General features: G+C 73.2%; 25 protein-coding genes. 18 read left to right on the forward strand and 7 right to left on the reverse strand.

All coding sequences use genetic code 11. The features are described from left to right. Positions 1–65 precede the first annotated feature (65 nt). Complete coding sequence (locus ACZ51S_RS28570) at positions 66–518, forward strand: DoxX family membrane protein (RefSeq protein ID WP_468803622.1); 453 nt, start codon at positions 66–68, stop codon at positions 516–518. Next, on the forward strand, positions 515–988 hold the full coding sequence (locus ACZ51S_RS28575) for a Zn-ribbon domain-containing OB-fold protein (protein WP_468803623.1): 474 nt from the start codon (positions 515–517) through the stop codon (positions 986–988). The genes ACZ51S_RS28570 and ACZ51S_RS28575 overlap by 4 nt, the downstream gene beginning before the upstream one ends. On the opposite strand, the gene ACZ51S_RS28580 is transcribed toward ACZ51S_RS28575, so the two are convergent. From ACZ51S_RS28580 to ACZ51S_RS28590, 3 genes are all read right to left on the reverse strand, one after another. Further along, on the reverse strand, positions 937–1,605 hold the full coding sequence (locus ACZ51S_RS28580) for a pyridoxine/pyridoxamine 5'-phosphate oxidase (RefSeq protein ID WP_468479517.1): 669 nt from the start codon (positions 1,603–1,605) through the stop codon (positions 937–939). The two genes, ACZ51S_RS28575 and ACZ51S_RS28580, sit on opposite strands and share 52 nt — an antisense overlap. After that, complete coding sequence (locus tag ACZ51S_RS28585; RefSeq protein ID WP_468803624.1) at positions 1,602–2,177, reverse strand: helix-turn-helix domain-containing protein; 576 nt, start codon at positions 2,175–2,177, stop codon at positions 1,602–1,604. Before ACZ51S_RS28585 ends, ACZ51S_RS28580 begins: the two co-directional genes overlap by 4 nt. A 177-nt stretch (positions 2,178–2,354) precedes the next feature. After that, positions 2,355–3,335 (reverse strand): LuxR C-terminal-related transcriptional regulator, encoded by a 981-nt coding sequence (locus ACZ51S_RS28590; RefSeq protein WP_468479503.1) that lies wholly within the window; start codon positions 3,333–3,335, stop codon positions 2,355–2,357. A 265-nt stretch (positions 3,336–3,600) separates the two neighbouring features. Between ACZ51S_RS28590 and ACZ51S_RS28595 the strand changes: the two genes are divergently transcribed. From ACZ51S_RS28595 to ACZ51S_RS28670, 16 genes are all read left to right on the forward strand, one after another. Continuing rightward, on the forward strand, positions 3,601–3,855 hold the full coding sequence (locus tag ACZ51S_RS28595) for a hypothetical protein (protein WP_468479504.1): 255 nt from the start codon (positions 3,601–3,603) through the stop codon (positions 3,853–3,855). 81 nt (positions 3,856–3,936) lie between these two features. Continuing rightward, positions 3,937–4,896 (forward strand): LLM class flavin-dependent oxidoreductase, encoded by a 960-nt coding sequence (locus tag ACZ51S_RS28600; RefSeq protein WP_468479505.1) that lies wholly within the window; start codon positions 3,937–3,939, stop codon positions 4,894–4,896. Between the two features lie 246 nt (positions 4,897–5,142). After that, complete coding sequence (gene mpaB / locus ACZ51S_RS28605) at positions 5,143–6,198, forward strand: daptide biosynthesis RiPP recognition protein (protein WP_468479506.1); 1,056 nt, start codon at positions 5,143–5,145, stop codon at positions 6,196–6,198. Between the two features lie 5 nt (positions 6,199–6,203). Further along, the gene (gene mpaM / locus ACZ51S_RS28610) at positions 6,204–7,058 is read left to right on the forward strand and encodes a daptide-type RiPP biosynthesis methyltransferase (RefSeq protein WP_468479507.1); all 855 of its coding nucleotides are present in this window, start codon (positions 6,204–6,206) and stop codon (positions 7,056–7,058) included. Next, complete coding sequence (gene mpaD, locus ACZ51S_RS28615) at positions 7,055–8,359, forward strand: daptide-type RiPP biosynthesis aminotransferase (RefSeq protein WP_468962393.1); 1,305 nt, start codon at positions 7,055–7,057, stop codon at positions 8,357–8,359. Before mpaM ends, mpaD begins: the two co-directional genes overlap by 4 nt. Continuing rightward, the gene (mpaC, locus tag ACZ51S_RS28620) at positions 8,356–9,546 is read left to right on the forward strand and encodes a daptide-type RiPP biosynthesis dehydogenase (RefSeq protein ID WP_468962395.1); all 1,191 of its coding nucleotides are present in this window, start codon (positions 8,356–8,358) and stop codon (positions 9,544–9,546) included. Before mpaD ends, mpaC begins: the two co-directional genes overlap by 4 nt. 140 nt (positions 9,547–9,686) lie before the next feature. After that, positions 9,687–9,863 (forward strand): daptide-type RiPP, encoded by a 177-nt coding sequence (locus ACZ51S_RS28625; RefSeq protein ID WP_388943013.1) that lies wholly within the window; start codon positions 9,687–9,689, stop codon positions 9,861–9,863. Positions 9,864–9,958: 95 nt separating this feature from the next. Beyond that, the gene (locus tag ACZ51S_RS28630) at positions 9,959–10,135 is read left to right on the forward strand and encodes a daptide-type RiPP (RefSeq protein ID WP_388943013.1); all 177 of its coding nucleotides are present in this window, start codon (positions 9,959–9,961) and stop codon (positions 10,133–10,135) included. A gap of 71 nt (positions 10,136–10,206) precedes the next feature. Further along, on the forward strand, positions 10,207–10,362 hold the full coding sequence (locus ACZ51S_RS28635; RefSeq protein ID WP_468479510.1) for a daptide-type RiPP: 156 nt from the start codon (positions 10,207–10,209) through the stop codon (positions 10,360–10,362). Between the two features lie 155 nt (positions 10,363–10,517). Continuing rightward, a complete protein-coding gene (locus ACZ51S_RS28640; RefSeq protein WP_388943019.1) occupies positions 10,518–10,712 on the forward strand; it encodes a hypothetical protein in 195 nt (64 codons plus the stop codon). Next, entirely contained in the window at positions 10,709–11,461 is a 753-nt protein-coding gene (locus tag ACZ51S_RS28645) for an ABC transporter ATP-binding protein (RefSeq protein ID WP_468479511.1), read from the forward strand. The genes ACZ51S_RS28640 and ACZ51S_RS28645 overlap by 4 nt, the downstream gene beginning before the upstream one ends. Continuing rightward, complete coding sequence (locus tag ACZ51S_RS28650; RefSeq protein ID WP_468479512.1) at positions 11,454–12,197, forward strand: ABC transporter permease; 744 nt, start codon at positions 11,454–11,456, stop codon at positions 12,195–12,197. Before ACZ51S_RS28645 ends, ACZ51S_RS28650 begins: the two co-directional genes overlap by 8 nt. A gap of 14 nt (positions 12,198–12,211) precedes the next feature. Next, positions 12,212–13,894 carry a daptide biosynthesis intramembrane metalloprotease gene (mpaP, locus tag ACZ51S_RS28655; RefSeq protein WP_468479513.1) on the forward strand — a complete coding sequence of 561 codons (1,683 nt, stop codon included), beginning with the start codon at positions 12,212–12,214 and terminating at the stop codon, positions 13,892–13,894. A 40-nt stretch (positions 13,895–13,934) separates the two neighbouring features. Then, on the forward strand, positions 13,935–16,469 hold the full coding sequence (gene lanKC, locus ACZ51S_RS28660; RefSeq protein WP_468962397.1) for a class III lanthionine synthetase LanKC: 2,535 nt from the start codon (positions 13,935–13,937) through the stop codon (positions 16,467–16,469). Between the two features lie 17 nt (positions 16,470–16,486). Further along, a complete protein-coding gene (locus ACZ51S_RS28665) occupies positions 16,487–16,750 on the forward strand; it encodes a hypothetical protein (protein WP_388943035.1) in 264 nt (87 codons plus the stop codon). Between the two features lie 276 nt (positions 16,751–17,026). Then, positions 17,027–17,497 carry a RidA family protein gene (locus ACZ51S_RS28670; RefSeq protein WP_468477120.1) on the forward strand — a complete coding sequence of 157 codons (471 nt, stop codon included), beginning with the start codon at positions 17,027–17,029 and terminating at the stop codon, positions 17,495–17,497. A gap of 161 nt (positions 17,498–17,658) precedes the next feature. Here the strand turns inward: ACZ51S_RS28670 and ACZ51S_RS28675 are convergent, their stop codons facing one another. The 4 genes from ACZ51S_RS28675 to ACZ51S_RS28690 form a co-directional block, all read right to left on the reverse strand. Further along, the gene (locus tag ACZ51S_RS28675; protein WP_388943041.1) at positions 17,659–18,498 is read right to left on the reverse strand and encodes a PhzF family phenazine biosynthesis protein; all 840 of its coding nucleotides are present in this window, start codon (positions 18,496–18,498) and stop codon (positions 17,659–17,661) included. A 98-nt stretch (positions 18,499–18,596) separates the two neighbouring features. Next, a complete protein-coding gene (locus ACZ51S_RS28680) occupies positions 18,597–19,361 on the reverse strand; it encodes a 2OG-Fe(II)-dependent halogenase WelO5 family protein (protein WP_468477118.1) in 765 nt (254 codons plus the stop codon). Between the two features lie 111 nt (positions 19,362–19,472). Continuing rightward, positions 19,473–19,664 (reverse strand): hypothetical protein, encoded by a 192-nt coding sequence (locus ACZ51S_RS28685; RefSeq protein WP_388943047.1) that lies wholly within the window; start codon positions 19,662–19,664, stop codon positions 19,473–19,475. 121 nt (positions 19,665–19,785) lie between these two features. Continuing rightward, positions 19,786–22,725: an alpha/beta hydrolase gene (locus ACZ51S_RS28690; protein ID WP_468477117.1), complete on the reverse strand. Its 2,940-nt coding sequence runs from the start codon at positions 22,723–22,725 to the stop codon at positions 19,786–19,788. Positions 22,726–23,716: the final 991 nt, after the last annotated feature.

Here is a 23,716-nt window from a genome sequence, read left to right on the forward strand (position 1 = left end):
TTGCGCGATCCGCTCCGGTCCGCTGAACTGACGTATCGTCAGATCGAGGGGTGGAGGGGCGAACCGTGCAGACCATCTGGCTCACCGGCGCCGAATGGCTCGCCGTGCTGCGGATAGGCCTCGGCCTTTGGTGGCTGGAGAGCTGGCGGCACAAGGACAAGAAGGGCTGGTTCGAGCGCGGCACCGGCATCGCCTGGGCCGCCGACGTCGCCGGGAAACACCGCTGGACCTTCGTCAGGACCGGCTTCGACAAGGTCGTCCGGCCCCGGCCCAGGCTGATGGCGTACACCGTCGTCTACGCCGAACTCGCCCTCGGGCTGGGCCTGGTGCTCGGCTTCCTCACCCCCGTCGCCCTCGCCGGCGGGCTGCTCCTGAACCTGCTCTACCTGGTCCTGATGATCCACGACTGGGCCGAACAGGGGCAGAACGCGATGATGGCGCTCATCTCGCTCGTCGCGCTCCTCGCGATGTCCTGGCAGACCTGGTCCCTCGACGCGACGATCGGAATCCTGCTGTGAGCGCCGTACGGTACGACCTCCCCGAGCCGGACGAGTTCACCCGCCCCTACTGGGACGCCGCCGCCGAAGGCCGCCTCCTGCTGCGCCGCTGCGCCGACTGCGGGCGCGCCCACCACTACCCGCGCGAGTTCTGCCCCCTGTGCTGGGCCGGCGAGGACCGCGTCGCCTGGGAGCCGGCGAGCGGCCGCGCCACCCTCTACACCTGGTCCGTCGTCCACCGCAACGACCTGCCGCCCTTCGGTACGCGCGTCCCCTACGCGGCGGCCGTCGTCGACCTCGAGGAGGGACCCCGGATGATGACCGAGGTCGTCGACTGCCCGTACGAGGACCTGCGCGTCGGCATGCCCCTGCGGGTCGCCTTCCGGGAGGCCGCGGAGGGGGTGCGGGTGGCGGTGTTCCGGCCGGACGGGCCCGCCGCTCAGGGCCAGAGCAGCTCCCGCAGCCAGGAGTCCCCGGCCGAACGGCGGTAGCGCAGGCGGACGTGCCGGCGGGCGGCGTCACCCTGGAAGAACTCCGCCTCCGCGGGCTCCAGTACGTACCGCGTCCAGGTCGGCGCCGGCGCGTCCGGCTCCGCCGCGGCCCGCTCCCACGCCGCCGCCGAGGCCCGCGCCAGCTCCTCGGCGGAGCCCAGCACCTCGCTCTGCCGGCCGGTCAGCGCGGCCGCCAGCGCCCCGCGCGAACGCACCGCCAGGTCCGCCCGGCTCTCCTCGGGCCCGCAGGCCACGACCCGGCCCCGGATCCGTACCTGCCGGCCCACCGACGGCCAGTAGAAGACCAGCGCCGCGTCGGCCCGGCCGGCCAGCTGGCGGCCCTTCGCGCTCGTGGAGTGGGAGGCGAAGTGCCAGCCCCGCTCGTCGGCGTCGTGCAGCATCAGCACGCGCGCGTCGGGCCGCCCCTCGGCGTCGACCGTCGCCAGGCTCATCGTGTGCGGCTCCGGCTGCCCCGCCCGGGCGGCGTGCAGGAACCACTCCCGGAACAGCGCCGTCGGCGCGGCGGGGGCCCCGGCCGGATCGAAGCCGGGAAGCGGCGCCTCCCACACCCGCAGGGAGTGCAGGACCTCGTGGAACTCGCTGCTGCTGTCGCTCATGCCGCCCAGGCTAGGCGGTACCCCGCCCGGCCCGGGACGACCGGTCCTGCGGGGACGAGGCCCGCCTTCGGCGGGGAGGGAACGGGGCCTACGTCCGCGGGGAGCGCGGGGAGCGGGGCGTGTGCGGTCATGCGGCGGTCTTCGGCGGCGGCCGACAGGGCCGTGGCCGCGTCGGAGACGCAAGATGCGGCGAGCTGGCCGGCCACCCCGATGCGCCCGGCCCGGTAGGCATCCCATCCGGCCGCGAGATCGTCGGCGAAGTCGACGGGCTCCCTGTCGGTACCGATGCCTGCCGCGGTGTCGTGGACCGTACGCGAGAGCTCGCGCACGGTGGTCCGGTCGTCCGAGAGCATCGCCCTCCTGGGCGCCTGCTGCCCCACGATCACGGAGATGTCGGCGCCCAGGGCATGGGCGAGCCGGAGGAGGGTGGGCAGCGAGATCTGTCCCCGGTCCTGCTCCGCCTTGCGGATCGTGGCGATGGACAGGCCGGCGCTTTCGGCGAGCTCTTCCTGGGTGACGGCTCCGCGCAGCAGTTTGATCCGCTGACCGGTGGTGTGCTGGTTCCCCTTCATGGCGTCCCCTTCGTCCCTTGGGACGGGTACTGCTCACACGGGAGTTGCCGGCGTCCATGCCCCGTAAAGATGAAGGCCGCCACCGGCCGGCCCGGTGCCGGGCGGCGGCGCAGTCGCCGCCGCCCGGCCAGAGGCTCCGCCCGACCCCGACCGGAAGCGAGGGGGCCGGCAGCTCCGTCAGATCCAGCCGTGGTCGCGGGCCAGGAGGGCCGCCTGGAAGCGGTTCGTCGCCCCCAGGCGCTGCATCAGGTCCGCCACGTACTTGCGGTACGTGCGGACCGATACGCCCACCTCGCGCGCTCCCGACTCGTCCTTCTCCGCCTCGTACATGGTCGTCAGCACCTTGCGCTCGATCTCGCTCAGCCCGCCCTCCGGTCCCTGGCGGGCCGCGACCGCCTCCGCCAGCGGGACCGAGTCCGACCACATCCGCTCGAACAGCGAGACCAGGTTGGCCACCAGTCCCGTCTCGCGGATCACCAGCGCCCCCAGGCGCGGGTCCTGCGGGTCGATCGGGGTCAGCGCCGCCGCCCGGTCGAAGACCAGCATCCGTTCCAGCGGCTTGTCCGAGATCCGGATGTCCGCGCCCATCGCCGAGATCTCCTGGAGGTAGGCCAGCGTCGGGGCGTCCTCCACCGCCGCCGGGCGCATGATCGTGCGCATCTTGATGCCCCGCCGCAGGATGCGGGCGTCCAGCGGGCGCGACGCCTCGATGCTGGCGGCGCTGAGCGCCCCGTGCGGCTGGGTGGTCAGCCCCTCCTCACGGGTGAAGAACGTCAGCTCGTCGATCACCGCCCGGACGTTGGGCGTCCCCTCCACCCGCTCGATGGCCGGCCGCTCCGACGCCCCGCGCATGACCGGGCGTACCGCGTCCCGCTCCGCCAGCAGCGATTCCACCACCCGCTGCTCGGCCGTCACCCGCCTCAGCTCCTCCTGCAGTTCCCTCAGCCGCAGGTCGATGAGCCGCTGCACGGCGATCGCGGGCGGGGCCGGCCGGATGCTGCCGTTGTCCGCCAGGGAGGTCAGCTCCATCGATTCCAGCCGCGCCAGCCACTCCTCCACCTCGGGCAGCGGCGCCCCGAGGTGTTCGGCCAGTACGGCGGGTGTGCCCTCCGTGAGGCGGAGCAGGCATCTGTACAGGTCTTCGTCCTCGGTTGTCATCCCCAAGTGCACGAGGCTTCCGGCGCGCAATGTTCCCCCTTGTGGTGGTGCTCCGTGTGGTCAGCACGGTGGGCTGATCATACGAACGCGGACACCGGCTGACCATGGGTAACGGAAGCATTCCCACCGGTTTTGGTTCCCGCGTCCGTGCAGCTTGTTGCACACACCGACGCAGGAAGCTGCGTCCAGATTCGCTCGAAAGTCCGACCAGCGAACGGCAGTCTTATCCATGTCGGAACGACGACGATCCACACAGGGGGAAACGATGAAGAAGACCAAGCTCGGCGGGCGCGCTCGAATCGCCTCCGTCATCGCGGGATTCGCGGTGGCGGCCGGACTCACCTTCTCCGGGCCTTTCATTCACCCGCCCACCCAGGACACACTCACCGCGTCCGGTCAGGCGGCCGACAGGGCCCGTTGCTTCCTCTCCGTGGTGGAACTCGAGGACGTCGACTTCCGGAACTGCGCCGGCATGGGCAAGCCGCACTCCGACCGGCGTGAAACCTTCGACTGGGTTTAGAACGCAGAGCCGCAGATCCCACAACGCAGAGCCGCAGATCCCGCAACGCAGTACGAGGAAGGAAGAGGGGAGCACGACACCATGACCGCCTACTCGGTACTCATACCGTTCCTGCCGCGCCGGCCGGAACAGATCCTCCCCTACGCCGGCCTCGTCCACTGGACGCACGCCCAGCGGCTCTGGCAGGGGCAGTCCCTGATGGTCGAACCCCACCACGGGTTCGTCCACGCCGCGGGAGCCGGCTTCCGGGTCCCGACCGGGCTGGGCGTGACGCTCATGCCGCTGCGCCACCCCTACGAGGCCGCGCTCCAGGCCCGCTCGCTGGCCCTGGCCACCGGGCAGCCGGTGACCGCCGGCTTCGGGCCCGGGGCGCCCTCCCTCCAGCAGGCCCTGCGCGGGGCCCCGTACCGCAGTCCACTGACCGCGGCCCGCGAGTACCTGACGGCCGTGCGCGGCCTGCTGGCCGGGGAGAACGTACGGATGGAGGGCGAGTACGTCACCTGTGACGCGCAGCTCGCGCCCTTCCCCTCCGCCCCGGTGGAGATCGGGCTCGGCGTGCTGCGGCCCGCCATGGCCCGGCTCGCCGGGGAGGTCGCCGACGTGGCGATCACCTGGCTGACCCCGGCCGCCTACCTGCGGGACACCGTCCTGCCGGCGCTGCGCGAGGGCGCGGCGAAGACCGGCCGGCCGGTGCCCAGGCTGACCGCGATCGTGCCCCTGGCCCTCGCCCGGACCGACCGGACACCCGGCGAGATCGCACTGGCCAGCAACGCCGCGCACCTGGGACTCCCGCACTACGTCGACATGCTGCGCAAGTCCGGGATCGGCATCACCGGCACGGACCGGGAGCTCGACGCGCGGGCCCTCGTCGAAGGGCGCGGATTCCTCAGCGGCGACATCACGGAACTCCTCGCGCAGCTGAAGGAGTACGAGGAGGCGGGCGTCGACGAAGTCGTCCTGAACGTCACCGGCGTGGCGAATTGCCTCGGTCCGCAGGCGGCCACCGAAGAACTCAGGACGATTCTGTCCGCCCTGGCCTGACCCCGGCCCCGTCCGGGTCCGGCCCCACTCGGGCCGGGCCCCGATCCGGCCTGCCCGGACGCGTCCCCGGCCGGAGTCCGGCCGGGCTCCGATCACCGGATCCACCGCGTCCACCGCGTCCACCGCGGCCACAAAGTCAACCGACTCGACCGAGTCCACCGGGTCCGCCGCTTTCAGCGCGTCCAGCGCGTCCGGCGCGTCCACCGAATCGCTTCGAATCGCTTCGCATTCCTTGAAGGGGGAGTCATGGCGGGAATCAAACGGCATCTGATGCTCTGGGGTACCGGAAAGCCGGGCGCGGAGCTTTCCGCGACGGGCTCCGCGACGGTCGTCCTGGAGAATCCGGACCACCTTTCCACGCTGCTCGGCTCCGATCTCGTCGGCCCGCACTCCGTGGTGTTCACCCCCGGCCGCACCGAGGACACGGCCGGCCCCGAAGGCCCCGTCGTCGTCGGCTACGAGGGCTCGCTGAGCGAGCCCGGCGCCGAATGCTCCCTCGGCACCGACTTCTACCTCCAGATCCAGAACTACGGCGTCAGCGCCTACATGTCGGTGGTCGGCCCGACGCTGATCCGCGTCGCCGACGACACGGACCTCGACGCCTACCTCGCCGACGCCGACCAGGCCCGGCAGACGGGGGAGTTCCAGGACTTCCTCACCAACCCCGTCATCCAGCTCGCCGACCTGCCCGCCCTCGGTGCCGGTCCGGCCGGCGACGGCCCCCGCCACCGCCTGTACGCCGACCAGGACGGCTTCCTGTCCACCACCCCGGGCGGCGCCCGGCTCGGTGTCCTCGGCGAGGACACCCTGGAGCGGCTGGAGACCCGCTGGCTGCTCGACGGCGCCGCCGGACAGCGGCCGGCCGCGGAACGCCCCTGGCTGGGGCGGTACCTCGCGGCGGTCGGCGCCATCCGCGACCTGCGGGCCCGCGGGCTGGCCGGCGTACGGGTGTCCGGGTTCGGCGGGCGGCTGGGTTCCGCCGCCGCGTCCGTCCCGGCCGGGACCGAGGCGGACACCGCCGACGCGCTGCTGCCGCTGCTGCTGTGGTCGGACGGGGACGCCTTCGTCCACGACCCGGCGAGCGGGCGCACCTTCGGCCTCGACCGGGCCGCCGCCGCCTTCGCGGAAGTACTGCTGGTCGCCGGTTCGGTGGAGGCGGGCGCCTCCTACGCCGACCGGGCGGGCCTGGAGCAGGTCGCGGCGTACTTCGAGGACGCGGGAGTCGTCCTCTGCGCGGCCGCCGGAGCCCCGGCGGCAGCCCTCGGCGACCGTGCGGACGAGCTCGTGACGGCGGGGCACTGACCGCCATGACCACGATGACGACCACCCCCATGTCCGACGCGGGCCACCGCGTCCCCACCCCCGCCGACGTCCCCGGACGCGCCGGCGAGCTGCTCGCCTCCCTCGGCGGGCGGGCCGTGCTGTGCGACCTGTACGACGCGGTCGGCGCCTCCGTCTACCACGACCTCGCCGGCACCGGCACCCACGAGGTGCGCGAGCTGCTCACCCTGGTCCGCCGCGTCCCGGGCCCCGTGCTCGACCTGGCGGCCGGCTCCGGACGCCTGACGCTGCCCCTGCTGGCACTGGGCCGCGAGGTGACCGCCCTCGAACTCTCCCCGTACATGCTGGAGCTGCTCGACGAGCGGCTCGCCGCGGTACCGCCCGCACTGCGCGAGCGCTGCCTGCCCGTACGGGCCGACATGAGCGACTTCGACCTCGGCCGGCGCTTCGGGGCGATCGTGCTGGGCACCACCACCATCTCCCTGCTCGACGCCGACGGACGCACCGGCCTGTACCGGGCGGTGCGCGAACACCTGGAGCCCGGCGGCCGGTTCCTGCTCTCGACGGTCGACATGACCGCCACCGGGGAGGCCGGGCCCGCCGAGGTCGACATGGAGATCGTCACCGACAGCGGCCGCGCCTACCGGCTCTTCGAGCACTGGACGCCGGACTCCGGCAGCCGCACCGTCACGCTCTTCCCCGCCGCCATCGGCGACGAAGGCCCGGTGCGGGTGTGCACCACCACCATCGGCGTCCTGCCCGCCGCACTGCTGGAGGCCGAACTGGCCGCCGCCGGGTTCCGCGTCCTGTCCCGGCACCCGCTGCCCGCCGTAGGCGAGCGCCACCACGACGTACTGCTGGAAACGGAGGTGACCCGGTGAACGGGACGACCACGACACACCCCGGCCACCACCCGCTGTGGCCGTCCCTGACCGCACCGCGGGACCAGGGCCGCGACGACACCTGCGCGGTCTCCGCCCACGGCGTACGGGTCCGCTTCGCCGACGGCCGTGAACTCCTCGACGGCTCCAGCGGCCTGTGGAACACCAACATCGGCTACGGCAACGAGGAGATCGCCCGCGCCGCCGCCGAGGCCCTGCGCGAGGCCTCGTACCTCTCCGTCTTCCGCTACGAGAACGTCTACGCCCGGCGCGCCGCCGAGGCCCTCGTCGAAGCGGCCGGCCCCGCCCACTACGGCCGGGTTCTGTTCTCCACCTCGGGCGGCGCCGCCAACGACCTCGTCATGAAGGTCGCCCGGCAGTACCACGCACTGCGCGAACAGCCGCAGCGCAAGGTGGTCGTCGGCCTGCGCGGCAGCTACCACGGCCTGACCTACGGCAGCTTCGCGCTGACCGGGGACGACCTCGGACAGCAGCTGTACGGCGTGGACCAGCGGTTCGTCCGCCACGTCACCCCCAACGACCCGGCCGAGCTGGGCACCCTCATGGCCCGCCAGGGCGGCCAGATCGCCGCCGTCGTCGTCGAGCCGGTGCTCGGCAGCGGCGCCGTGCCCCTCACCGAGGAGTACCTCGCCGAACTGCTGCGGCTGCGCCGCGAGCACGGCTTCCTGCTGGTCGCCGACGAGGTCGCCACCGGCTTCGGCCGCACCGGCAGCCTCTTCGCCTCCCAGCAGTGGGCCGAACAGCCCGACCTGCTCGTCTCCTCCAAGGGACTCACCAACGGCACCAGCGCGGCCGCCGTCGTGATCGCCTCCCGCCAGGTGGCGGAGGCCTTCACCGAGGCCGGCGCCGTCCTCACCCACGGCGAGACCCAGGCCGGCACCCCGGTCACCTGCGCCACCATCACCGCCACCCTCGACGAGATGCGCCGCCTCGACGCGGTCGCCCTCGGCCGGCGGCTGTCGGCCCGGCTCGACACCGAACTGGCCGCGCTCGTCGCCACCCACCCCCGGGTGGCGGCCACCACCGGCCTGGGCTGCTTCCGCTCCGTCCGGCTGTGCGACCCGGACGGCACCCCCTTCCCGCAGGACCAGGTACACGCCCTGGTGCGGGCGATCCGGGAGGCCGGCGCCATCGTCCACCCCGGGGTGAACGGGGTACAGCTCTTCCCCGCCCTCACCTACACCGACGCCGACCTCACCGAACTCCTGGCCCGCGTCACCGCCGGGCTGGACCTCCACCTGGCACGGACCACCGCCCCGGCGGCGGAGGCCCTGGCGTGAGCGCCGGCTGGCACGCCCCGGCCCAGCAGCTGATCGGCTGCGACAGCCTGGGCGCCTGGTTCACCGGACGCCCCGAGCGGCGGATCACCGTCCTCGTGGACGAAGCGGTCGCCGCCGCCCCGGTCACCGCCCGGATCCGCGCCCTGCTGCCCGGGGACCGGTACGGGACGACGGTGCTGGAACTGTCCGGCCCCGGCGACCTGGACACGGTGGCCGCGCTCGCCGGCCGGTTCGCGGACACGGACACGGAGCTGATCGTCGGCATCGGCGGCGGCTCCCTCCTCGACCAGGCCAAGCTGGCCGCCCTGATGCGGACCAACCCCGACGCGTACGCCCGCCTCACGGTGCCGCAGCGCAGCGGACTGCTGGTCCTCGGACACCACACCCGGCACGGACTCCCGCTGGTCGCCGTACCCACCACGGTCGGCACCGGCACCGAGTCCAGCGGCGTCGCCTGCCTCGGCTACCCCGGCCTCGGCAAGCGGCTCGTGATGGGCACCGCCCTGCGGCCCAGGGCAGCCGTCCTGGACCCGGCCGCCACCGCCACCCTCGACGACGCACTGGTCGCCGAGGGGGTCCTCGAAGCCCTGCACCGCGTGATCAGTCCGTACGTCGGCGACCACGGGGACCTGCCCACCGAGGACGCCCTGGTGGAGACCATCGCCGAACGGCTGGTGCTGCTCGGCCACGAGGTGCGCGACGCGCGCCGCGCCGGACGCCCCACCGGCGACCGGCTGCGGCTGGAGATCGCCAAGCTCAGCGGCCTCAGCCACGCCGAATGGGCCCACCTGGGCCGCGACCTGTACGCGGTCAAGGGCTGGCTCATCGCCAACGAGCTGTCCTCCGCCCTCGGCGTGCGCAAGATGACCGCGGTCGCCGCGATCCTGCCGCACCTGTGGCGGGCCGTCTGCGCCGGCGAGACACGGCTCGGCTCGGACGTCAGGCTCCGGCGCCTGTGGTCCCGGCTGCGGGCCACCGACCCGGACACCCTCCCCGAGGACCCGGCGGCGGGCATCGAAGCCCTCGTCGACTCCTGGGGGATCGACCGCGGCATCAGCGCGGGCCCCGACCGGCTCGCCGAGATCGCCGGCCGCACCGTCCGCGCCTGGGGCGCCGGGCTGCCGATGCTCGGCGGCCTGCGGACCGACGACGTGTACGGCCTGCTGGCCGGGGCCGCGGCGGCCTGACACCACCGGGCGCACCCGGCGCCCGTACGCACCACCCACGGACTTCCGCACCCGCAGGCACGGCCGCGCGGTGCGGACGGGAGCACATCCCGAACACGCACCACACCCCGAATGACCCTTACGGAAAAGGAGTACCCCTCATGCAGGACAACCTCGCGATCGAGACCTTCCCGGCCCTGGAGCTGGGCATGCAGGAGCTCGAGGCCATGGAGGCCCCGGGCTGGTGGACCGGCATCGGCGTGGGCGCCGGTGTGGTCGTCGCCTCGGCCGCCGGTTACGGCAGCTACGTCGCCTCCGCGGCCCTCATCGCCACCTGAGAAGCCCGTACCGCGCACGGCGGTACGCCTTCCACCCACCGAAGCACCGAAGCGCTGAAGCGCTGAAGAACACCCACGGAAAAGGAGTACCCCTCATGCAGGACAACCTCGCGATCGAGACCTTCCCGGCCCTGGAGCTGGGCATGCAGGAGCTCGAGGCCATGGAGGCCCCGGGCTGGTGGACCGGCATCGGTGTCGGCGCCGGTGTGGTCGTCGCCTCGGCCGCCGGTTACGGCAGCTACGTCGCCTCCGCGGCGCTCATCGCCACCTGAGAAGCCCGTACCGCGCACGGCGGTACGCCTTCCACCCACCGAGAAACAACACGAGGAAACGGGAGAACCCCATGCAGGACGTTCTGAAGCAGGACATCGCCATCGAGAACCTCGAGCTCGGCATGCAGGAGCTGGAGGCCATGGAGGCCCCGGGCTTCTGGTCCGGCTTCAAGCAGGGTCTCGTCATCAGCGGCGTCGCCGTCGCGAGCGCCACGCTCGCCACCTGATCGCACCGGTAGCCACGGCTACCCCGATCACAGCGGACCGGAACGCCGGTCCCCCAGGGTGACCCGGTCCCGTGGCGGTGGCGAAAGCCACCGCCGCGGGCCCCCGCACCGCATCACGCACCACACGCACGGAGCAGAAGGAAGAGGGAGCCAACATGCCGAAGGAGAACCCCCGCAAGGGGACGAACGGACAGCTGGGGACGACCGCCGCGCTGCTCGCGCTGGCACTGGCCGTCGCCAACGCGCAGCTGACCGGAGCCGCGCTCGTCGCCGTCATGACGGTCATCGGCCTGGGCCTGGTCGCCTGCGCCGCCAAGGTCGGCGCCAACGTCGCCGCGAGCAAGCGATGAGCGCCGCCGGCGTCGTCCGCGCGTCGGGCCTCACCAAGGAGTTCGGCCCGTTCACCGCCGTGCAGGACGTGACCTTCGAGGTCCGCCCCGGCCGGGTGACCGGACTGCTCGGCCGCAACGGCGCCGGCAAGTCCACCTCCCTGCGCATGCTGCTCGGCCTGGCCCGCCCCACCTCCGGCACCGCCACCGTCTTCGGCCACCCCTACACCGAACTCCCCGACGCCGCCCGCCGCGTCGGCGTCTGCATGGACGGCATCGGCCCCACCCCCGGCGCCTCCGGCCGCCGCGACCTGCGGATCTGGGCCCGTACCCTCGGCGTCTCCCCGGCCCGCGTCGACGCGGTACTGGAACGCGTCGGTCTCACCGACAGCGCCGACCGCGCCGCCAAGGGCTACTCCACCGGCATGCGCCAGCGCCTGGCCCTCGCCACCGCGCTGCTCGCCGACCCGGAACTCCTCGTCCTGGACGAGCCGGCCAACGGCCTCGACCCCGACGGCATCCGCTGGCTGCGCGACACCCTGCGCGCCCTGGCCGCCGAAGGCCGCACCGTCCTGGTCTCCAGCCACCTCCTCGCCGAGGTCGAGCAGACCGTCGACGACGTCATCGTCATCCAGCGCACCCTGCGCTTCGCCGGCTCCCTCGCCGAGCTCACCTCCGACGGCGCCGAACGCCTCGAAGACCGCTTCTTCTCGCTGGTGGACGGGGACACCGGGACCGCCGCGCGCACCGAAAGGCCGAACCATGCGTAACGTCCTCGCCGGCGAGTGGATGAAGGCCTGGACGGGCCGCACCTGGCTGATCCTCGCCACCGCAGGGATCTTCATGTCCCTGCTCGCCTGCTTCGGGTACGCCTCCACGGGCGACGAGAGCATCGCCCTCGGCAAGGCCACCGCCGCCACCGTCACCGACGACATGGCCCAGGCGTGGATGATGACCTTCCTGATGTCCGCCGTGTTCGGCGCCATCCTCGTCACCCGCGAGTACAACTCCGGCGCCATCGCCCGCTCGGTCCTGCTGAGCGGCGGCCGGATGCGGCTGCTGTCCGCCAAGGCCCTCGTCGCCACCGCCGCCGGGCTCCTCAACGGCCTCCTCGCCGCCGCCCTCGCCGTGCTGTGCGCCTTCACCCTGCCCGGCCACTTCGGCTACGACGGCGACTGGACCGGCCACACCACCCGCATCGTGCTCGGCGTGATCACCGTGAACGTGCTCGCCGCCCCCTGGGGCGCGCTCCTCGGCTGGATCATCCGCAGCCAGCTCGCCACCGTCATCACCGTCATCGCGCTCACCCTCCTCGTCGAGCCGGGCCTCCAGGAGATCGCTCCGGAGGCGGCCGCATACCTGCCCACCATCGCGATGAGTTCCGTCTACCTCGACGGCAAGCCCGAGCTGCTCTCCGTACCGCTCGCCCTCCTGGTCCTCGCCGGCTGGCTCGCCGCCGCCGGGACCGCCGCCCGTCAGCTGCTGCTCTCCCGCGACGTCATCTAAGGCGTGATCCAGACATGTCCACCAAGACGCTCATCCGGAAGGCGGCCCCCAAGCCGGCCGCCGCCGCCACGGACGACTGGGACCCCGCGCTCCTGGAACGCCCGCGCATCGCCGCGAACGTGGAGATCCACGAGCCCATCGAGAGCGGCGCGCCGTGGGTCCTCCAGCGCGGCAACCACCAACACTTCCGCCTCCAGCCCGACATGGCGCGCCTCGTCCGGGCGATGGACGGCTCCCTCGACCACACCGGCCTCGCCGAGGTCCTCGGCCCGCCGTGGACCGCGCAGCACGTCGGGACCGCCGTGCACAAGCTCGCCGAGACCAAGGTCCTCGACGACGGCAAGCCCGCCGAACGCCGAAGCACCTGGTTCCGCTTCGTGCCGCCGATGACGCTCCAGTTCACGGTGGTGCACCCCGAGCGGCTCCTGGCCCGTCTCGCCCCCGTGATCCGCCTGTTCGCCGGGCGGACCTCGGCCGCCGTCGCCGCCCTGTTCGCCCTCGGTGGAGTCCTCGCCCTCGCGCTGATGACACCCGAGGTCGACGCCGCACTCGGCCGGCCGCTCCCCTTCTACGCCTACTTCGGCGTGATGGCCGGAGTGCTCGCCACCACCGCCGTCCACGAGGTCGGCCACGGCGCGGTCCTCACGTACTACGGCGGAAAGCCCAGCCGGATGGGCTTCATGCTCTTCTACATGTCGCCCGCCTTCTTCTGCGACGTCTCCGACGGCTGGCGGCTCTCCCGCAAGGAACAGCGCGTCCGGGTCGCCCTCGCCGGCATCGCCACCCAGACCGTGATCGCCGGGGCCGCCGCCCTGAGCGCCCTGGCCCTGGGCCCCTCGGACCTGCGCGACGCCGTCCTCGTCTTCGCCGTCGCCACCTACACCAGCGGCGTCGTCAACCTGCTGCCCTTCGTGAAGCTCGACGGCTACATCGCCCTCATGAGCCACCTCGACGTGCCGCACCTGCGCGACCGGGCCATGACCGACGCCCGCCGCTTCCTCGCGAAGATCCTCTTCGGCGGCCGCGGCTACACCCGCGAACTCCCCGCCCGCCGCTGGGCGGTGGCCTTCGGACTGGCCTGCATGACCTTCCCCCTCTACGTCATCGCCGGCGCCCTGGCCCTGTGGTCCGACCTGCTCCAGCGGCTCGGCGCCGTCGGCACCAGCACCGTCCTGATGGTCGTCTGCTACCTCGTCTACCGCCTCGGCCTCGGCTTCGGCCGCCTCGCCGCCGAAGGCCGCACCGCCGGCGCCCCGCTGTGGCGCACCATCGCCGCGGCCGTGCTGCTCACCGGGGCGGCCGGGGCCGCGCTGGTCCTCGTCAAGGCGCCGTACACCCTCGCCGCCGGCTACGTGGCCCACGACCGGGGCCGCGTCGAGCTGGTCCTGCCGGACACCGCCGACCTGTCCTCCGTGCGCCCCGACTCCCCGGTCCGCTTCTACCGGGCCGGGCTGATGACCCGCGAGCAGACCGGCACCGCGAGCGTCGCCGCGCTGACCCGCACCCAGACCAGCGCACCCATGTCGGCGTTCTTCCCGGTGGCCGCGACCCCGGTGCGGATGCCCGTCGTCAGCCTCCCCCTGACCGTCGGCCGCGCCCCCGCCGACCGCGTCGGAGCGGCGCAGGTCGACCTCGGCCGGCTCCCGCTGGGCGAGTGGCTGTACACGAAGTACGTCGCCCCGCTCTGGCGCCGGTAGCCGCCGCCCCTCCACCCACCCGTCACGAACGGAGAGCACCATGGATCTTCGCTACATGAACTACTGCCAGCCCGGCAATCCGTTCTACGACGTACCGGCCACCGCCGCCGCCGACGCCAGTGTCTTCCCGGCGGTGACCGGCCCCCTCCCGGAGGGCTGGACCCGCACCGACAACACGCACTGGCTGCTGATGACCCCGCCCGGCACCCGGCTGCCCGCCCAGGGCTGGAAGATCCACGTGTCGGCCACCCTCGAGAACGCCGACCGCGTCCTCGGCCTGGTCTGGGACTTCTGCGTCGCCGAGCGGGTCACCTTCAAGTTCATCCGCAGCGCCGGCATCCTCAAGATGCGCAACAGCAAGTACGGGGACCGCGGCAGCAGCGGCAAGTTCTTCACCGTCTACCCGGTCGACGAGGCGCAGCTGGAGCGGATCCTGCACGGCCTCGGCGACCTCCTCGACGGCGAGAGCGGCCCCACCATCCTCAGCGACCTGCGCTGGCGCTCCGGCCCGCTGTACGTGCGCTACGGAGGCTTCGTCTCCCGCCTGGGCCGCTCCGAGACGGGCGAGCTGGTGCACTGCATCGAAGACCCGGAGGGCCGCCTGGTACCCGACGTGCGCGGCCCGTCCTTCCGGCCGCCGTCCTGGGTGGAACTGCCCGCCTTCCTCGGCGAGGCGCTCGCCGCCCGCAACGCGGCCACCCTCCAGGACTTCCCGTTCCGCGCGACGAAGGCCCTGCACTTCTCCAACGGCGGCGGCGTCTACGAGGCCACCGACATCCGCGACGGCGGCCGCGTCCTGCTGAAGGAGGCCCGCCCGCTCGCCGGCCTCGACGAGGAGGGCGCCGACGCCGTGGCCCGGCTGGAGCGCGAGCACTGGGCGCTGGACAGGCTCGCCGGGCTGGACTGCATCCCGCCGGTCGTGGACTACCGCAAGGGCAACGAGCACTGGTTCCTGGCCCGCGAGTACGTCGACGGCAAGCCGCTCGCCCGGGAACTCCTCAGCCGCAACCCGCTCGTCAACGACGACCGCACCGAAGGCGCGTACGCCGCGTACGCGGACTGGGCGCTGAGGATCGTCGACCAGGTGGAGCGGGGTGTCGAGGCCATGCACGCCAAGGGCGTCGTCTTCGGCGACCTGCACCCCAACAACATCCTGGTCCGCCCCGACGACACCGTCTCCTTCATCGACCTGGAGACCGCCACCCCCGCCGAGGCGGAATCCGCCCAGGCCATCGGCGCCCCCGGCTTCCGCGCGCCCGCCGGCTACAAGGGCACCGCCGTCGACCGGTACGCCCTCGGCTGCATCCGCATCGGCGTGTTCCTGCCGCTGACGGTCATGGCCACCTGGTCCCCGGCCAAGGTGGACCAGCTGATCGGCCTGGTCACCGAGCACTTCCCGGTACCCGACGGCTTCGCCGGGCAGGTCATGGCCGACCTCGGACCCGACCCGCACCCCGGGCAGCTCCCCGACACCGGCCCCGCCCCCCTGTGGACCGCGCCCACGCCCGCCGGCTGGCCCGCGCTGCGGACCACCCTCGCCGAGGACCTGCTCGCCAGCGCCACCCCGCAGCGCGAGGACCGGCTCTTCCCCGGCGACGTCGAGCAGTTCTCCGTACCCGGCGGCGGCGCCACCTTCGCCTACGGCGCGGCCGGAGTGCTGTGGACCCTCGCCGAGCTGGGCTTCGCCCCCGCCGACGAGCACGTGGCCTGGCTGACGGACGCCACCGCCCGCACCGCGGACATGGGCCCCGGCTTCTACGACGGGCTGAGCGGCATCGCCTACGCCCTGGACCGGCTCGGCCGCGCCGACGAGGCCGCCGCAGTCCTGGACCGGGTCTCCCGCGCACCTCTGGAGGACGTCGACCACGGCCTCTTCGGGGGCCTCGCCGGGATCGGCCTGACCCAGCTGCACTTCGGGAACACCGACGAGGCCGCCCGGATCGCCGCGCTCATCGCCGACCAGGGGCCGGGCGGGGGCCCGGGCCGCCCCCGGCCCGGTCTGCTGCGCGGCGCGTCGGGCGGGGCGCTGCTGATGCTCCGGCTGCACGAAGCCACCGGCGACCCGAAGCACCTGCACGTGGCGGGCGAGTTGATGCGCCACGACCTCGCGGAGGCGGGCTGGTCCGAGGACAGCGACCCGGCCGGCTCCGAGGACGCCGCCTGGAAGGTGCCGTTCCTGGCCTTCGGCGGCGCCGGCCTCGCCATGGTGCTCCACGAGGTGGAACGCCTGCTGCCCGACCCGGAGTTCACCCGGGCGAGGGACGCGCTGCGCGCGCAGGCCGGCCCGTCCTTCATGCTCAACGCCGGGCTCTTCCACGGCCGGGCCGGGGCCCTGCTCGCCCTGCGCCACCTGCACGACGGCTCCGCCGCCACCGGCCGGGCCGTCCAGCGCCACCTGGACACCCTGGGCTGGCACGCGGTGCGCTGCGACGGCCACCTGGCCTTCTTCGGCGACCACACGCTGCGCCTGTCCGCCGACCTGGCGACGGGTTCGGCCGGTGTTCTCCTCGCGGTGGAGGCCGCGCTGGGCGATGCTGGCCCGGGCCTGCCGTTCCTCGCGCCGGGCCGCCGATGACCTGCCAGGAGGCTCCGATGCGTACCACCACGTACCACTTCGTCGTCGCCCCCGACGGACGCGGCCCCGAGGGATCGGCGCCGGAGCTGGCGGCCGTGCGGCTGATCTCGTTACTGCCACCGGGCTGGGGCTACGCGCCCGACTTCCCCGGCGGGACGGTGTCCCTGCGGCTGACCCCGCCGCCCGGGACCACCGAGGAGGCGGCGCACGCCGCCTTCGCCGGCACCCTCGCCCACCCCGGCCTGCTGGGCTGGACCTGGGCGAACCCGCCCGGCCGCTAGGCCCTGTCGTCAAAGTCCCGCCTGGCCCGCGGCCCCCGGCACCGCACCTCGCCGCGTTGTCGGGGCACCCGAGTACGTCCAGTACTCGGGCGCCCCTCTGCCTTGCGACGCACGGCACCGGACGCCGCGGACCTGACCGGCGCTACTTCGACGACAGGACCTAGCAGATCGGCGCCCCGTCCGGGACCACAAGGGCGGAGCCCACCCCAACGGGCCCCGGACGGTGGGACGATGGGGTGAGCCGACGAGGTCAGGTCGAGGTCACCAGGGGGTGCCATGAGCGTTGACGTCCGCGAAAGGCTAGCCGAGCTCGGATTACGGCTGCCGGAGGTGAGCGCCCCCAAGGGGGCCTACGTACCCGCCGTGCGCAGCGGCATCCACGTCTTCGTCGCAGGACAGATCCCGCTCAGCGGCGGGGAACTGACCCAGACGGGCAGGGTCGGCGCGGAGGTGTCACCGGAGCGGGCCAGGGAGCTGAGCCGGCAGTGCGCGCTGGCGGCACTGGCCGCCGCGGACTCGGTGGCCCCGCTGGAGGCCGTGGTGCGGGTGGTGAAGGTGGTCGGGTACGTGTCCTCCGCGCCCGGGTTCACCCGGCAGGCGGGAGTGGTCGACGGGGCGAGCGAGCTGCTGGTGGAGGTGTTCGGCGAGGCGGGCCGGCACGCGCGCAGCGCCGTCGGGATGGACATCCTGCCGCTCGACGCCCCGGTGGAGATCGAGGTCCTCCTCGAGGTCTCCCACGGGGCCTAGAAGCCACCCGGCGACCGGGCGGGGCCCGGCCCGGTCGCCGGGGCCCGCCAGGCCGGGTCAAGCCCGTGGCCGCCGGGTTGGGGCAGCCGATCGGGCCCCACAGCCCCGGCCGGGCGACGGGCCCCTCAGCCCGGGGCAGGCGCCAAATGCCGCCGCCCGGGTCAGGTGATCGGGACCGCCGTGCCCGTCACCTCGATGCCCGCCGCCGGGTCCGCCGGTACGCCCACCGTGATCAGGCTCGGCCGGCCCATGTCGACGCCCTGGTGGACGGTGAGCAGCGCGGGCGGCTCGACCAGGCCCAGGCTCCGCAGGTACCCGCCGAGGGCAGCGGCGGCCGCACCGGTCGCCGGGTCCTCGACCACCCCGCCGGGCGGGAAGGGGTTGCGGGCGTGGAAGACGTCCGCCGACTCGCGGTGCACCAGGGCGACCGTGGCCCAGCCGCGGCGCGCCATCAGGTCGCCGAGGGCGGGCATGTCGTAGTCCAGGTCGGCCAGCCGGGCCCGGCTCGCCGCCGCGATCACCGGGTGCCAGGCCCCGGCGTACGCGGCGCGCGGCGGCAGCGCCGCGTCGAGCTCGTCGGCGGACCAGCGCAGCGCGGCCAGCAGCTCCGCCAGATCGGCGTCGGAGATGGCCTCCGTACGCGGCGCCACGCTCACCAGGGTCGCCACGACGCCGCCGTCCGGGCCGGCCGAGGTGGTCACCGGGACCGGGCCCGCCTGCGTGTGCAGCAGCAGGTCCCCGACGCCGTGCCGCTGGGCGTAGGCCACGGCGGTCGCGATGGTGGCGTGCCCGCAGAAGGGCACCTCGGTCTGCGGGCTGAAGTAGCGGATGTCCAGCGCCCCGTCCTGGCGGGGCACGGCGAAGGCGGTCTCCGAGTAGCCGACGTCCGCCGCGACGGCGGCCATCGTCTCCTCGTCGATGCCGGTGGCGTCCAGCACCACACCCGCCGGGTTGCCGCCCAGCGGGTCGGTGCTGAAGGCCACGTAACGCAAGAGGTCCATCACCCGAACGTAGCGGGCCCGTCCTCGGGCCGTCAAAATCCGTGCCACACACGGTAATTGACGCCAGCCGGGACCGTGCCCGCCCCGCGGCGGGCCGGTCAGGCCCAGGTGAGCAGCTGGCCGGACGTACCGATCCCCACCGCGAACCCCAGTGCGATCCTGCGGTCCCCGCGGCTCGGCCGGACCGCGTGGAAGAACCGCGGATCGATCAGCAGCGCCTCACCGACCCGCGGAGCCAGCTCGATGGACTCGGCACCCGCCACCACCGCCTCGTCGAACCCGTACCGGGCCGACAGCCGGTGCGCCTCGTCCTCGGGCCGCCAGCGGTGCCTCCACAGCACCGTCTCACCGCCCTCGGGCGGCACGCTGAGGTACAGGTTGAACGCGAACTGCCCGATCAGCGGTACGTCGAGCAGGTCCCCGTCGTACTCGCGCAGCGCGTCGTCGAAATGGACCTGGAAGCCCTGGTTCGGCTCCCGGGCCACCCCGTCGCCCATCTCCACGCCGCCCCGGCGGCCCACCGCCACCCCGCCCGGCCAGGCCGCGGCGAGCGCCTCCCGGCAGGTGCGGAACGGATCGAACGAAAGGCCCAGACCCTGCCAGGCCTCGTGGTGCCCCTGAAGCGCCTTCCAGTAGGAGTCGGCGACGCCCCCGTCCGCCATGTGGTCGCTGACGCCCACCCCGAACCGCATCACCGGCGGATCGACGCGGGCCTTCCCGTACGAGTCGAACACCTGCCGTCGCAGCGCGCCGAGCACCTCGTCGCACCGCTCGCGCGGCAGGAAGTCGGGAACCCGGACCGCCGCGTACCGCCCGGCGGCCAGCCCGGCGAGCAGCTCGTGGGTGAACGCCGGTGCGGTCACGGCGCGGAAGAACGGATCGTGCGATGGGTTCGGTAACGCGCTCTGAGTGGATTGCCCTGACGTCATTCGATCGCCCCCCGGCGTCGGAAAGACAACAGAAAACAATGGCACCTATCCGGGATGCGCCCCGCTGGTCGCGCGGAACGCGGTCTTCGCGTCGAGCTCCAGTGCCTGCCGTCCGGCCTCCAGCGCTTCCATCGCGATCCGCCGGCCGACCTCCGCCTGCATCTGCTCCAGGTCACTCCCCGGAGCACCCCATCTGAGGGACTGGTCGTCGTTCGTATCGGTGGGGACAGCAGTCATCGGCGGACCTCCGCGCATTTCGGTGTGGGACGCGTCACACAGGGTGAGGCAACGTCAGGCTACGCGCAAGCCCGCACCGGCCGACGGAGTTCCGCCCAACTGGTATGAAAAGCACGAGGTTTCAGCCCGGCATCTCCCGCAGCAGCTTCTCCAGCAGAGCCCTGGCCTGCACCAACAACGGGTGCTCCGGACCCACCACCCGGGTGAGGTCGCGCACGAGCGCCTTCAACTCGTTCACCGCTTCGGGCGTACGCCCCACCACCCCCAGAAGCACCAGCACGAAGGTGTACCGGAAACGCATCACCAAGTTCGAATCCGGCGGCTGGGCCGCGTCCCGCAGCGCCTCCCGGATCACCTGCTCCGCCTCCGGCGCCCGGCCCTGGCGCAGCAGCGCGTGCGTCAGCGTCTCCCGCACCCGCAGGATCTCCGGCGTCGACGGCGGCCAGTGGTTGCGCCGGCTGATGTCCAGGATCTGCCAGGCCTCCGCCTCCGCCTCCGCGTGCCGGCCCAGCGCCAGCATCGTCCGGGCCAGCGTGTGGCGCACCACGAGCGTGTCGTAGTGCTCCCGGCCGCGCACCTCGTTCTCCGCCTCCACGATCGAACGGAGCATCTCCTCCGCCTCCGCCTCCCGCCCCTCCTGCTCGTTGATCGCACGGGCCAGCTTGTGCCGGCTGGCCAGGGTGTCGGCGTGGTCCCTGCCCAGGATCCGGGTACGCGCCCGCACCACCAGCGCCAGCACCTGCTCGGCCTCCCGCAGCTGCTCCCGGTCCAGGTGGATGCGGCCCTGCTCGTGCCGCAGCCCCAGGATCTCCCGGTCGTCGACGTCGAAGCCGAAGGAGGAGCAGCGCTCCACCATCGGCAGCACCAGGTCGTACGCGGGCCCCAGCATCCCCGTCGCGATCAGGTAGCGGGCGGTCAGCCGGGCCAGCTCCAGCGCCTCCGTGCGCACCGTGCGGTCCGACAGCTTCAGGTCCCCCAGCAGACAGGCCCGGGAAACCTCCAGCGCGTGCGGGGCGAGCGCCGCCCACAGCGGCCAGTTCGCCGGATGGTCGGGATTGCGCAGGTGGGCGGCCTGGAGCACCGTCCGCACCGCCAGCCCGTAGTAGTCCGCCGGCCGGTCCCGCACCTCCCGGTCCTCGCGCAGCACCCCGTGCACGACGGGGTGCAGGGTGAGTACGTGCGCCAGGTCGCGCTCGGCGACGCCCTCGCGCTCGTAGAAGTCCACCAGCCCGAACTCCTCCAGGCCCGCGAGGGCCGCGTACGTGCGCGCCGGGGTGATCCCGGGGAACAGCGGGGACTGGGAGAGCACCGGATCGACGAGCAGGCAGCGGTACGGGATCGGGGCGATGCTCAGGCAGGCGAACACCTTCAGCAGGGTCGCCGCCTGCGCCCGCTCCTGCCGGCTCAGCAGGTCCATGGCGATCCCGCAGACCTTCTCCACGATCTCCCGGCCCAGCAGCTCGCTCAGGTCCGGGCCCGCCTGGCCCGGGGCGGTCTCCACCCGCGCGGCGACCGTCCGGCCGAAGGTCTCGAAGTCCCGGATGTCGCTGTCCAGGGAGATCTGGCTCTCGCTGACCGCCCTGATCACGTCGGCGGCGTGCCGCAGCGCCAGCGGCAGCCCGCCCAGCTGCCGCGACAGCTGCCGCGCCTGCTCGTTCGTGCCGCCCAGACCGCCGGTCCGCTCCAGCAGCATCGACGCCCCGTCGTCCTCGCCGAGCGGCACCACCTGGTGGATGACGCTGTGCTCCCCCCAGGTCTGCTGGCGGCGCACCCGGCTGGTGACCAGTACCGTGCCGTTCGCGTTCTGCGGGCGGCGCAGCCAGCCGCCGCCGTCCGCGACCTGGCCGTCGCGCGGGCCGAGCCGCTCGGGGTCGTCGGCGTTGTCGAAGATCAGCAGCCAGGGGTCCGGGCACGCGTTGAGCAGCGTCCACACCAGGTCCATGGCGGTCCCCAGCAGCCAGGCCCGCTCCACCGTGATCGACGGCGCCCCCAGGTCCCGGGCGATCATCCGCATGCGCAGGCTCAGCTCCGGCATCGACACCCACCAGACCCGGTGCCCGGCGCGCTGCGCCCGGTCGGCGACCTCCAGCGCCAGCCGGCTCTTGCCCGACCCGCCCAGGCCCGACAGGACGTGCACCTGCTGGCGGGCCTCCTCCTTCAGCAGCGAGCCGACCAGGCTCAGCCGCTCCTGCCCCTTCAGCTTGCCCTCCTCCAACGGCCCGTACGGAGGCGGCGGGAAGGGTGCCAGGTCCAGCTCCCCGGCGGCGGGCGGCGGCAGCGAGGGCCGCCCGGCCGCCTCGGCGGGGGAGCGGGGCACGACCGGCCCGGCCGCCTCCACCGGCCCCGGGTCGTGGGCCGCCTCCAGCAGGGCGGCGCGGACCGCCATGTACGGGGCGGCGGTGCGGTCGGCGGGCTGCACGATCGAGAAGTGGTCGGCGGTGACCACCCCGCCCTTGGGGAACACCCCGCGCGCGACGACGGGCGGCACGATCTCGTCCGCGGAACCCCCGTAGGCGCGCACCGGTATGGGGCACTCCTGGTCCGTGTACGTCCGGCCGTGGACGACGGCACTGAGGACGGTGCGCTGCGCCTCCGTCACCGCCCGGTCGAAGGGGCGCAGCTGCTGCTCCTGCGGGTTGTTCCAGAGCTTGAGCCACTTGCGGACGGTGAGGAAGAAGCCGGACCCGGTGTTGGGGCAGGCGAACATCGTGAAGTGCTTGATGCGGGCCAGCTCCTTGCCCTCGCCGTTCCACAGCTTCCGCGCGAGGAACCGCTGGACGATCAGCCCGCCCTGGCTGTGGGTGACGAGCACGATCCGCTCGGCCTCGGCCAGTTCGGTCTCGAGGAAGGTGCCGAGCTGGTCGGCGACGTCGTCGGTCTCCGCGACCCGGCGGTCGGGCCGCAGCCGGACGAGCGGGGAGTCGTACCCGAAGCGGTGGACGCTGACCCAGTCGGCCAGCTCGGGATCGGTGACGAGAAGTGCGTGGAAGGCCGCCCACACCTTGGCGGAGGAGAACAGACCGTGCACCAGCACGAGGTGGACGCGCGTCCGTACCGCCATCGCGAACCTCCGCAGCCAGAATGTGGGTTGAAGCAGAAGGATTTCGGTCGCAGATGAAAACTCGGGGGAAGAGCTACCCGCGTCAATGATGCACGAGGGACGACCGCAGGAGCCATAACAAGACACCCTCCGACCCGGCGCGCAAAAGGCGCGCCGGCCGCGCGCGGGGGCGCACCGAGGATGCCCCTGGGGGGCGCGAGCGCCCCGGGGGCGGGGTGGGGGCGGGGGTGTGGGTTGGCGGCGGGAGCCGGGGGGTGGGGTTTCGGCGGGGCGGTGTCGGGGCTGGTTTGGGGGGTTCCCGGCAGTCCCATCGTCCTTCCGGTTCGTGCCGGCCTGTCAAGGGCGCTCCTTCGTCGCGTCACTGCGTGATGGCCTTCGGCCACCCTTGACAGGCCGTCCCGCCCCGGAAAGACAAGGACTGCCGGGAACCCCCCAAAAGAACGGTCACGGGGCAAGAGCCGGGGAGCAACTCCCTCAGCGATGAGACGGGTGCCCGGGGGACGGCCCGCCGGGCATCCGGGCCCCCAGAGATGCCCAACACTCCACCCCCGCGCACCAGATCGCTACGCGCTCCTCCCGGTTCAGCGTCCGGCGGTCGTCATGGGCCGACACCTGCACGAAATGTCGATCAGGGCCGCATGTGGGACCGGTGGGCGCGTCAGATCGCTACGCGCTCCTCATGGCTCAGCGTCCGGCGACCGTCTTGGGCTGATACCCGCACCACATGACCATCAGGGCACCCTCGCGGGGCCTCTCGCGGGCCTCTTAATGGTCTGTCGGAGCCTGGGGATGCCTTCTTCAACGGCAGACTCCGACAGATACCCTTCACGCCTCACCCACGCCCGCCAAAGTCGGGCAAAAGGGATAAGCGACCTCGCTGGCGGATCGCATGCCCACAGGTGGCCAGCAGGCCGCCTCCCGGGCGGAAGCGCGTAGCGATCTGACGCGCCCACCGGTCCCACCAGCTGCCCTGATCGACATGTGTGCGGGG

The sequence above is a fragment of the Streptomyces sp. NPDC034043 genome (genome assembly GCF_055575675.1).

Coding starts and splice junctions, on each gene's coding strand:
- ACZ51S_RS28645 (WP_468479511.1), top strand. CDS start 10,709: ATGAGCGCCGCCGGCGTCGTCCGCGCGTCGGGCCTCACCAAGGAGTTC.
- mpaB (WP_468479506.1), top strand. CDS start 5,143: ATGGCGGGAATCAAACGGCATCTGATGCTCTGGGGTACCGGAAAGCCG.
- ACZ51S_RS28650 (WP_468479512.1), top strand. CDS start 11,454: ATGCGTAACGTCCTCGCCGGCGAGTGGATGAAGGCCTGGACGGGCCGC.
- ACZ51S_RS28585 (WP_468803624.1), bottom strand. CDS start 2,177: ATGAAGGGGAACCAGCACACCACCGGTCAGCGGATCAAACTGCTGCGC.
- ACZ51S_RS28665 (WP_388943035.1), top strand. CDS start 16,487: ATGCGTACCACCACGTACCACTTCGTCGTCGCCCCCGACGGACGCGGC.
- ACZ51S_RS28685 (WP_388943047.1), bottom strand. CDS start 19,664: ATGACTGCTGTCCCCACCGATACGAACGACGACCAGTCCCTCAGATGG.
- ACZ51S_RS28595 (WP_468479504.1), top strand. CDS start 3,601: ATGAAGAAGACCAAGCTCGGCGGGCGCGCTCGAATCGCCTCCGTCATC.
- ACZ51S_RS28640 (WP_388943019.1), top strand. CDS start 10,518: ATGCCGAAGGAGAACCCCCGCAAGGGGACGAACGGACAGCTGGGGACG.
- lanKC (WP_468962397.1), top strand. CDS start 13,935: ATGGATCTTCGCTACATGAACTACTGCCAGCCCGGCAATCCGTTCTAC.
- mpaP (WP_468479513.1), top strand. CDS start 12,212: ATGTCCACCAAGACGCTCATCCGGAAGGCGGCCCCCAAGCCGGCCGCC.
- ACZ51S_RS28675 (WP_388943041.1), bottom strand. CDS start 18,498: ATGGACCTCTTGCGTTACGTGGCCTTCAGCACCGACCCGCTGGGCGGC.
- mpaM (WP_468479507.1), top strand. CDS start 6,204: ATGACCACGATGACGACCACCCCCATGTCCGACGCGGGCCACCGCGTC.
- ACZ51S_RS28630 (WP_388943013.1), top strand. CDS start 9,959: ATGCAGGACAACCTCGCGATCGAGACCTTCCCGGCCCTGGAGCTGGGC.
- ACZ51S_RS28580 (WP_468479517.1), bottom strand. CDS start 1,605: ATGAGCGACAGCAGCAGCGAGTTCCACGAGGTCCTGCACTCCCTGCGG.
- ACZ51S_RS28590 (WP_468479503.1), bottom strand. CDS start 3,335: ATGACAACCGAGGACGAAGACCTGTACAGATGCCTGCTCCGCCTCACG.
- ACZ51S_RS28690 (WP_468477117.1), bottom strand. CDS start 22,725: ATGGCGGTACGGACGCGCGTCCACCTCGTGCTGGTGCACGGTCTGTTC.
- ACZ51S_RS28635 (WP_468479510.1), top strand. CDS start 10,207: ATGCAGGACGTTCTGAAGCAGGACATCGCCATCGAGAACCTCGAGCTC.
- ACZ51S_RS28625 (WP_388943013.1), top strand. CDS start 9,687: ATGCAGGACAACCTCGCGATCGAGACCTTCCCGGCCCTGGAGCTGGGC.
- ACZ51S_RS28670 (WP_468477120.1), top strand. CDS start 17,027: ATGAGCGTTGACGTCCGCGAAAGGCTAGCCGAGCTCGGATTACGGCTG.
- ACZ51S_RS28600 (WP_468479505.1), top strand. CDS start 3,937: ATGACCGCCTACTCGGTACTCATACCGTTCCTGCCGCGCCGGCCGGAA.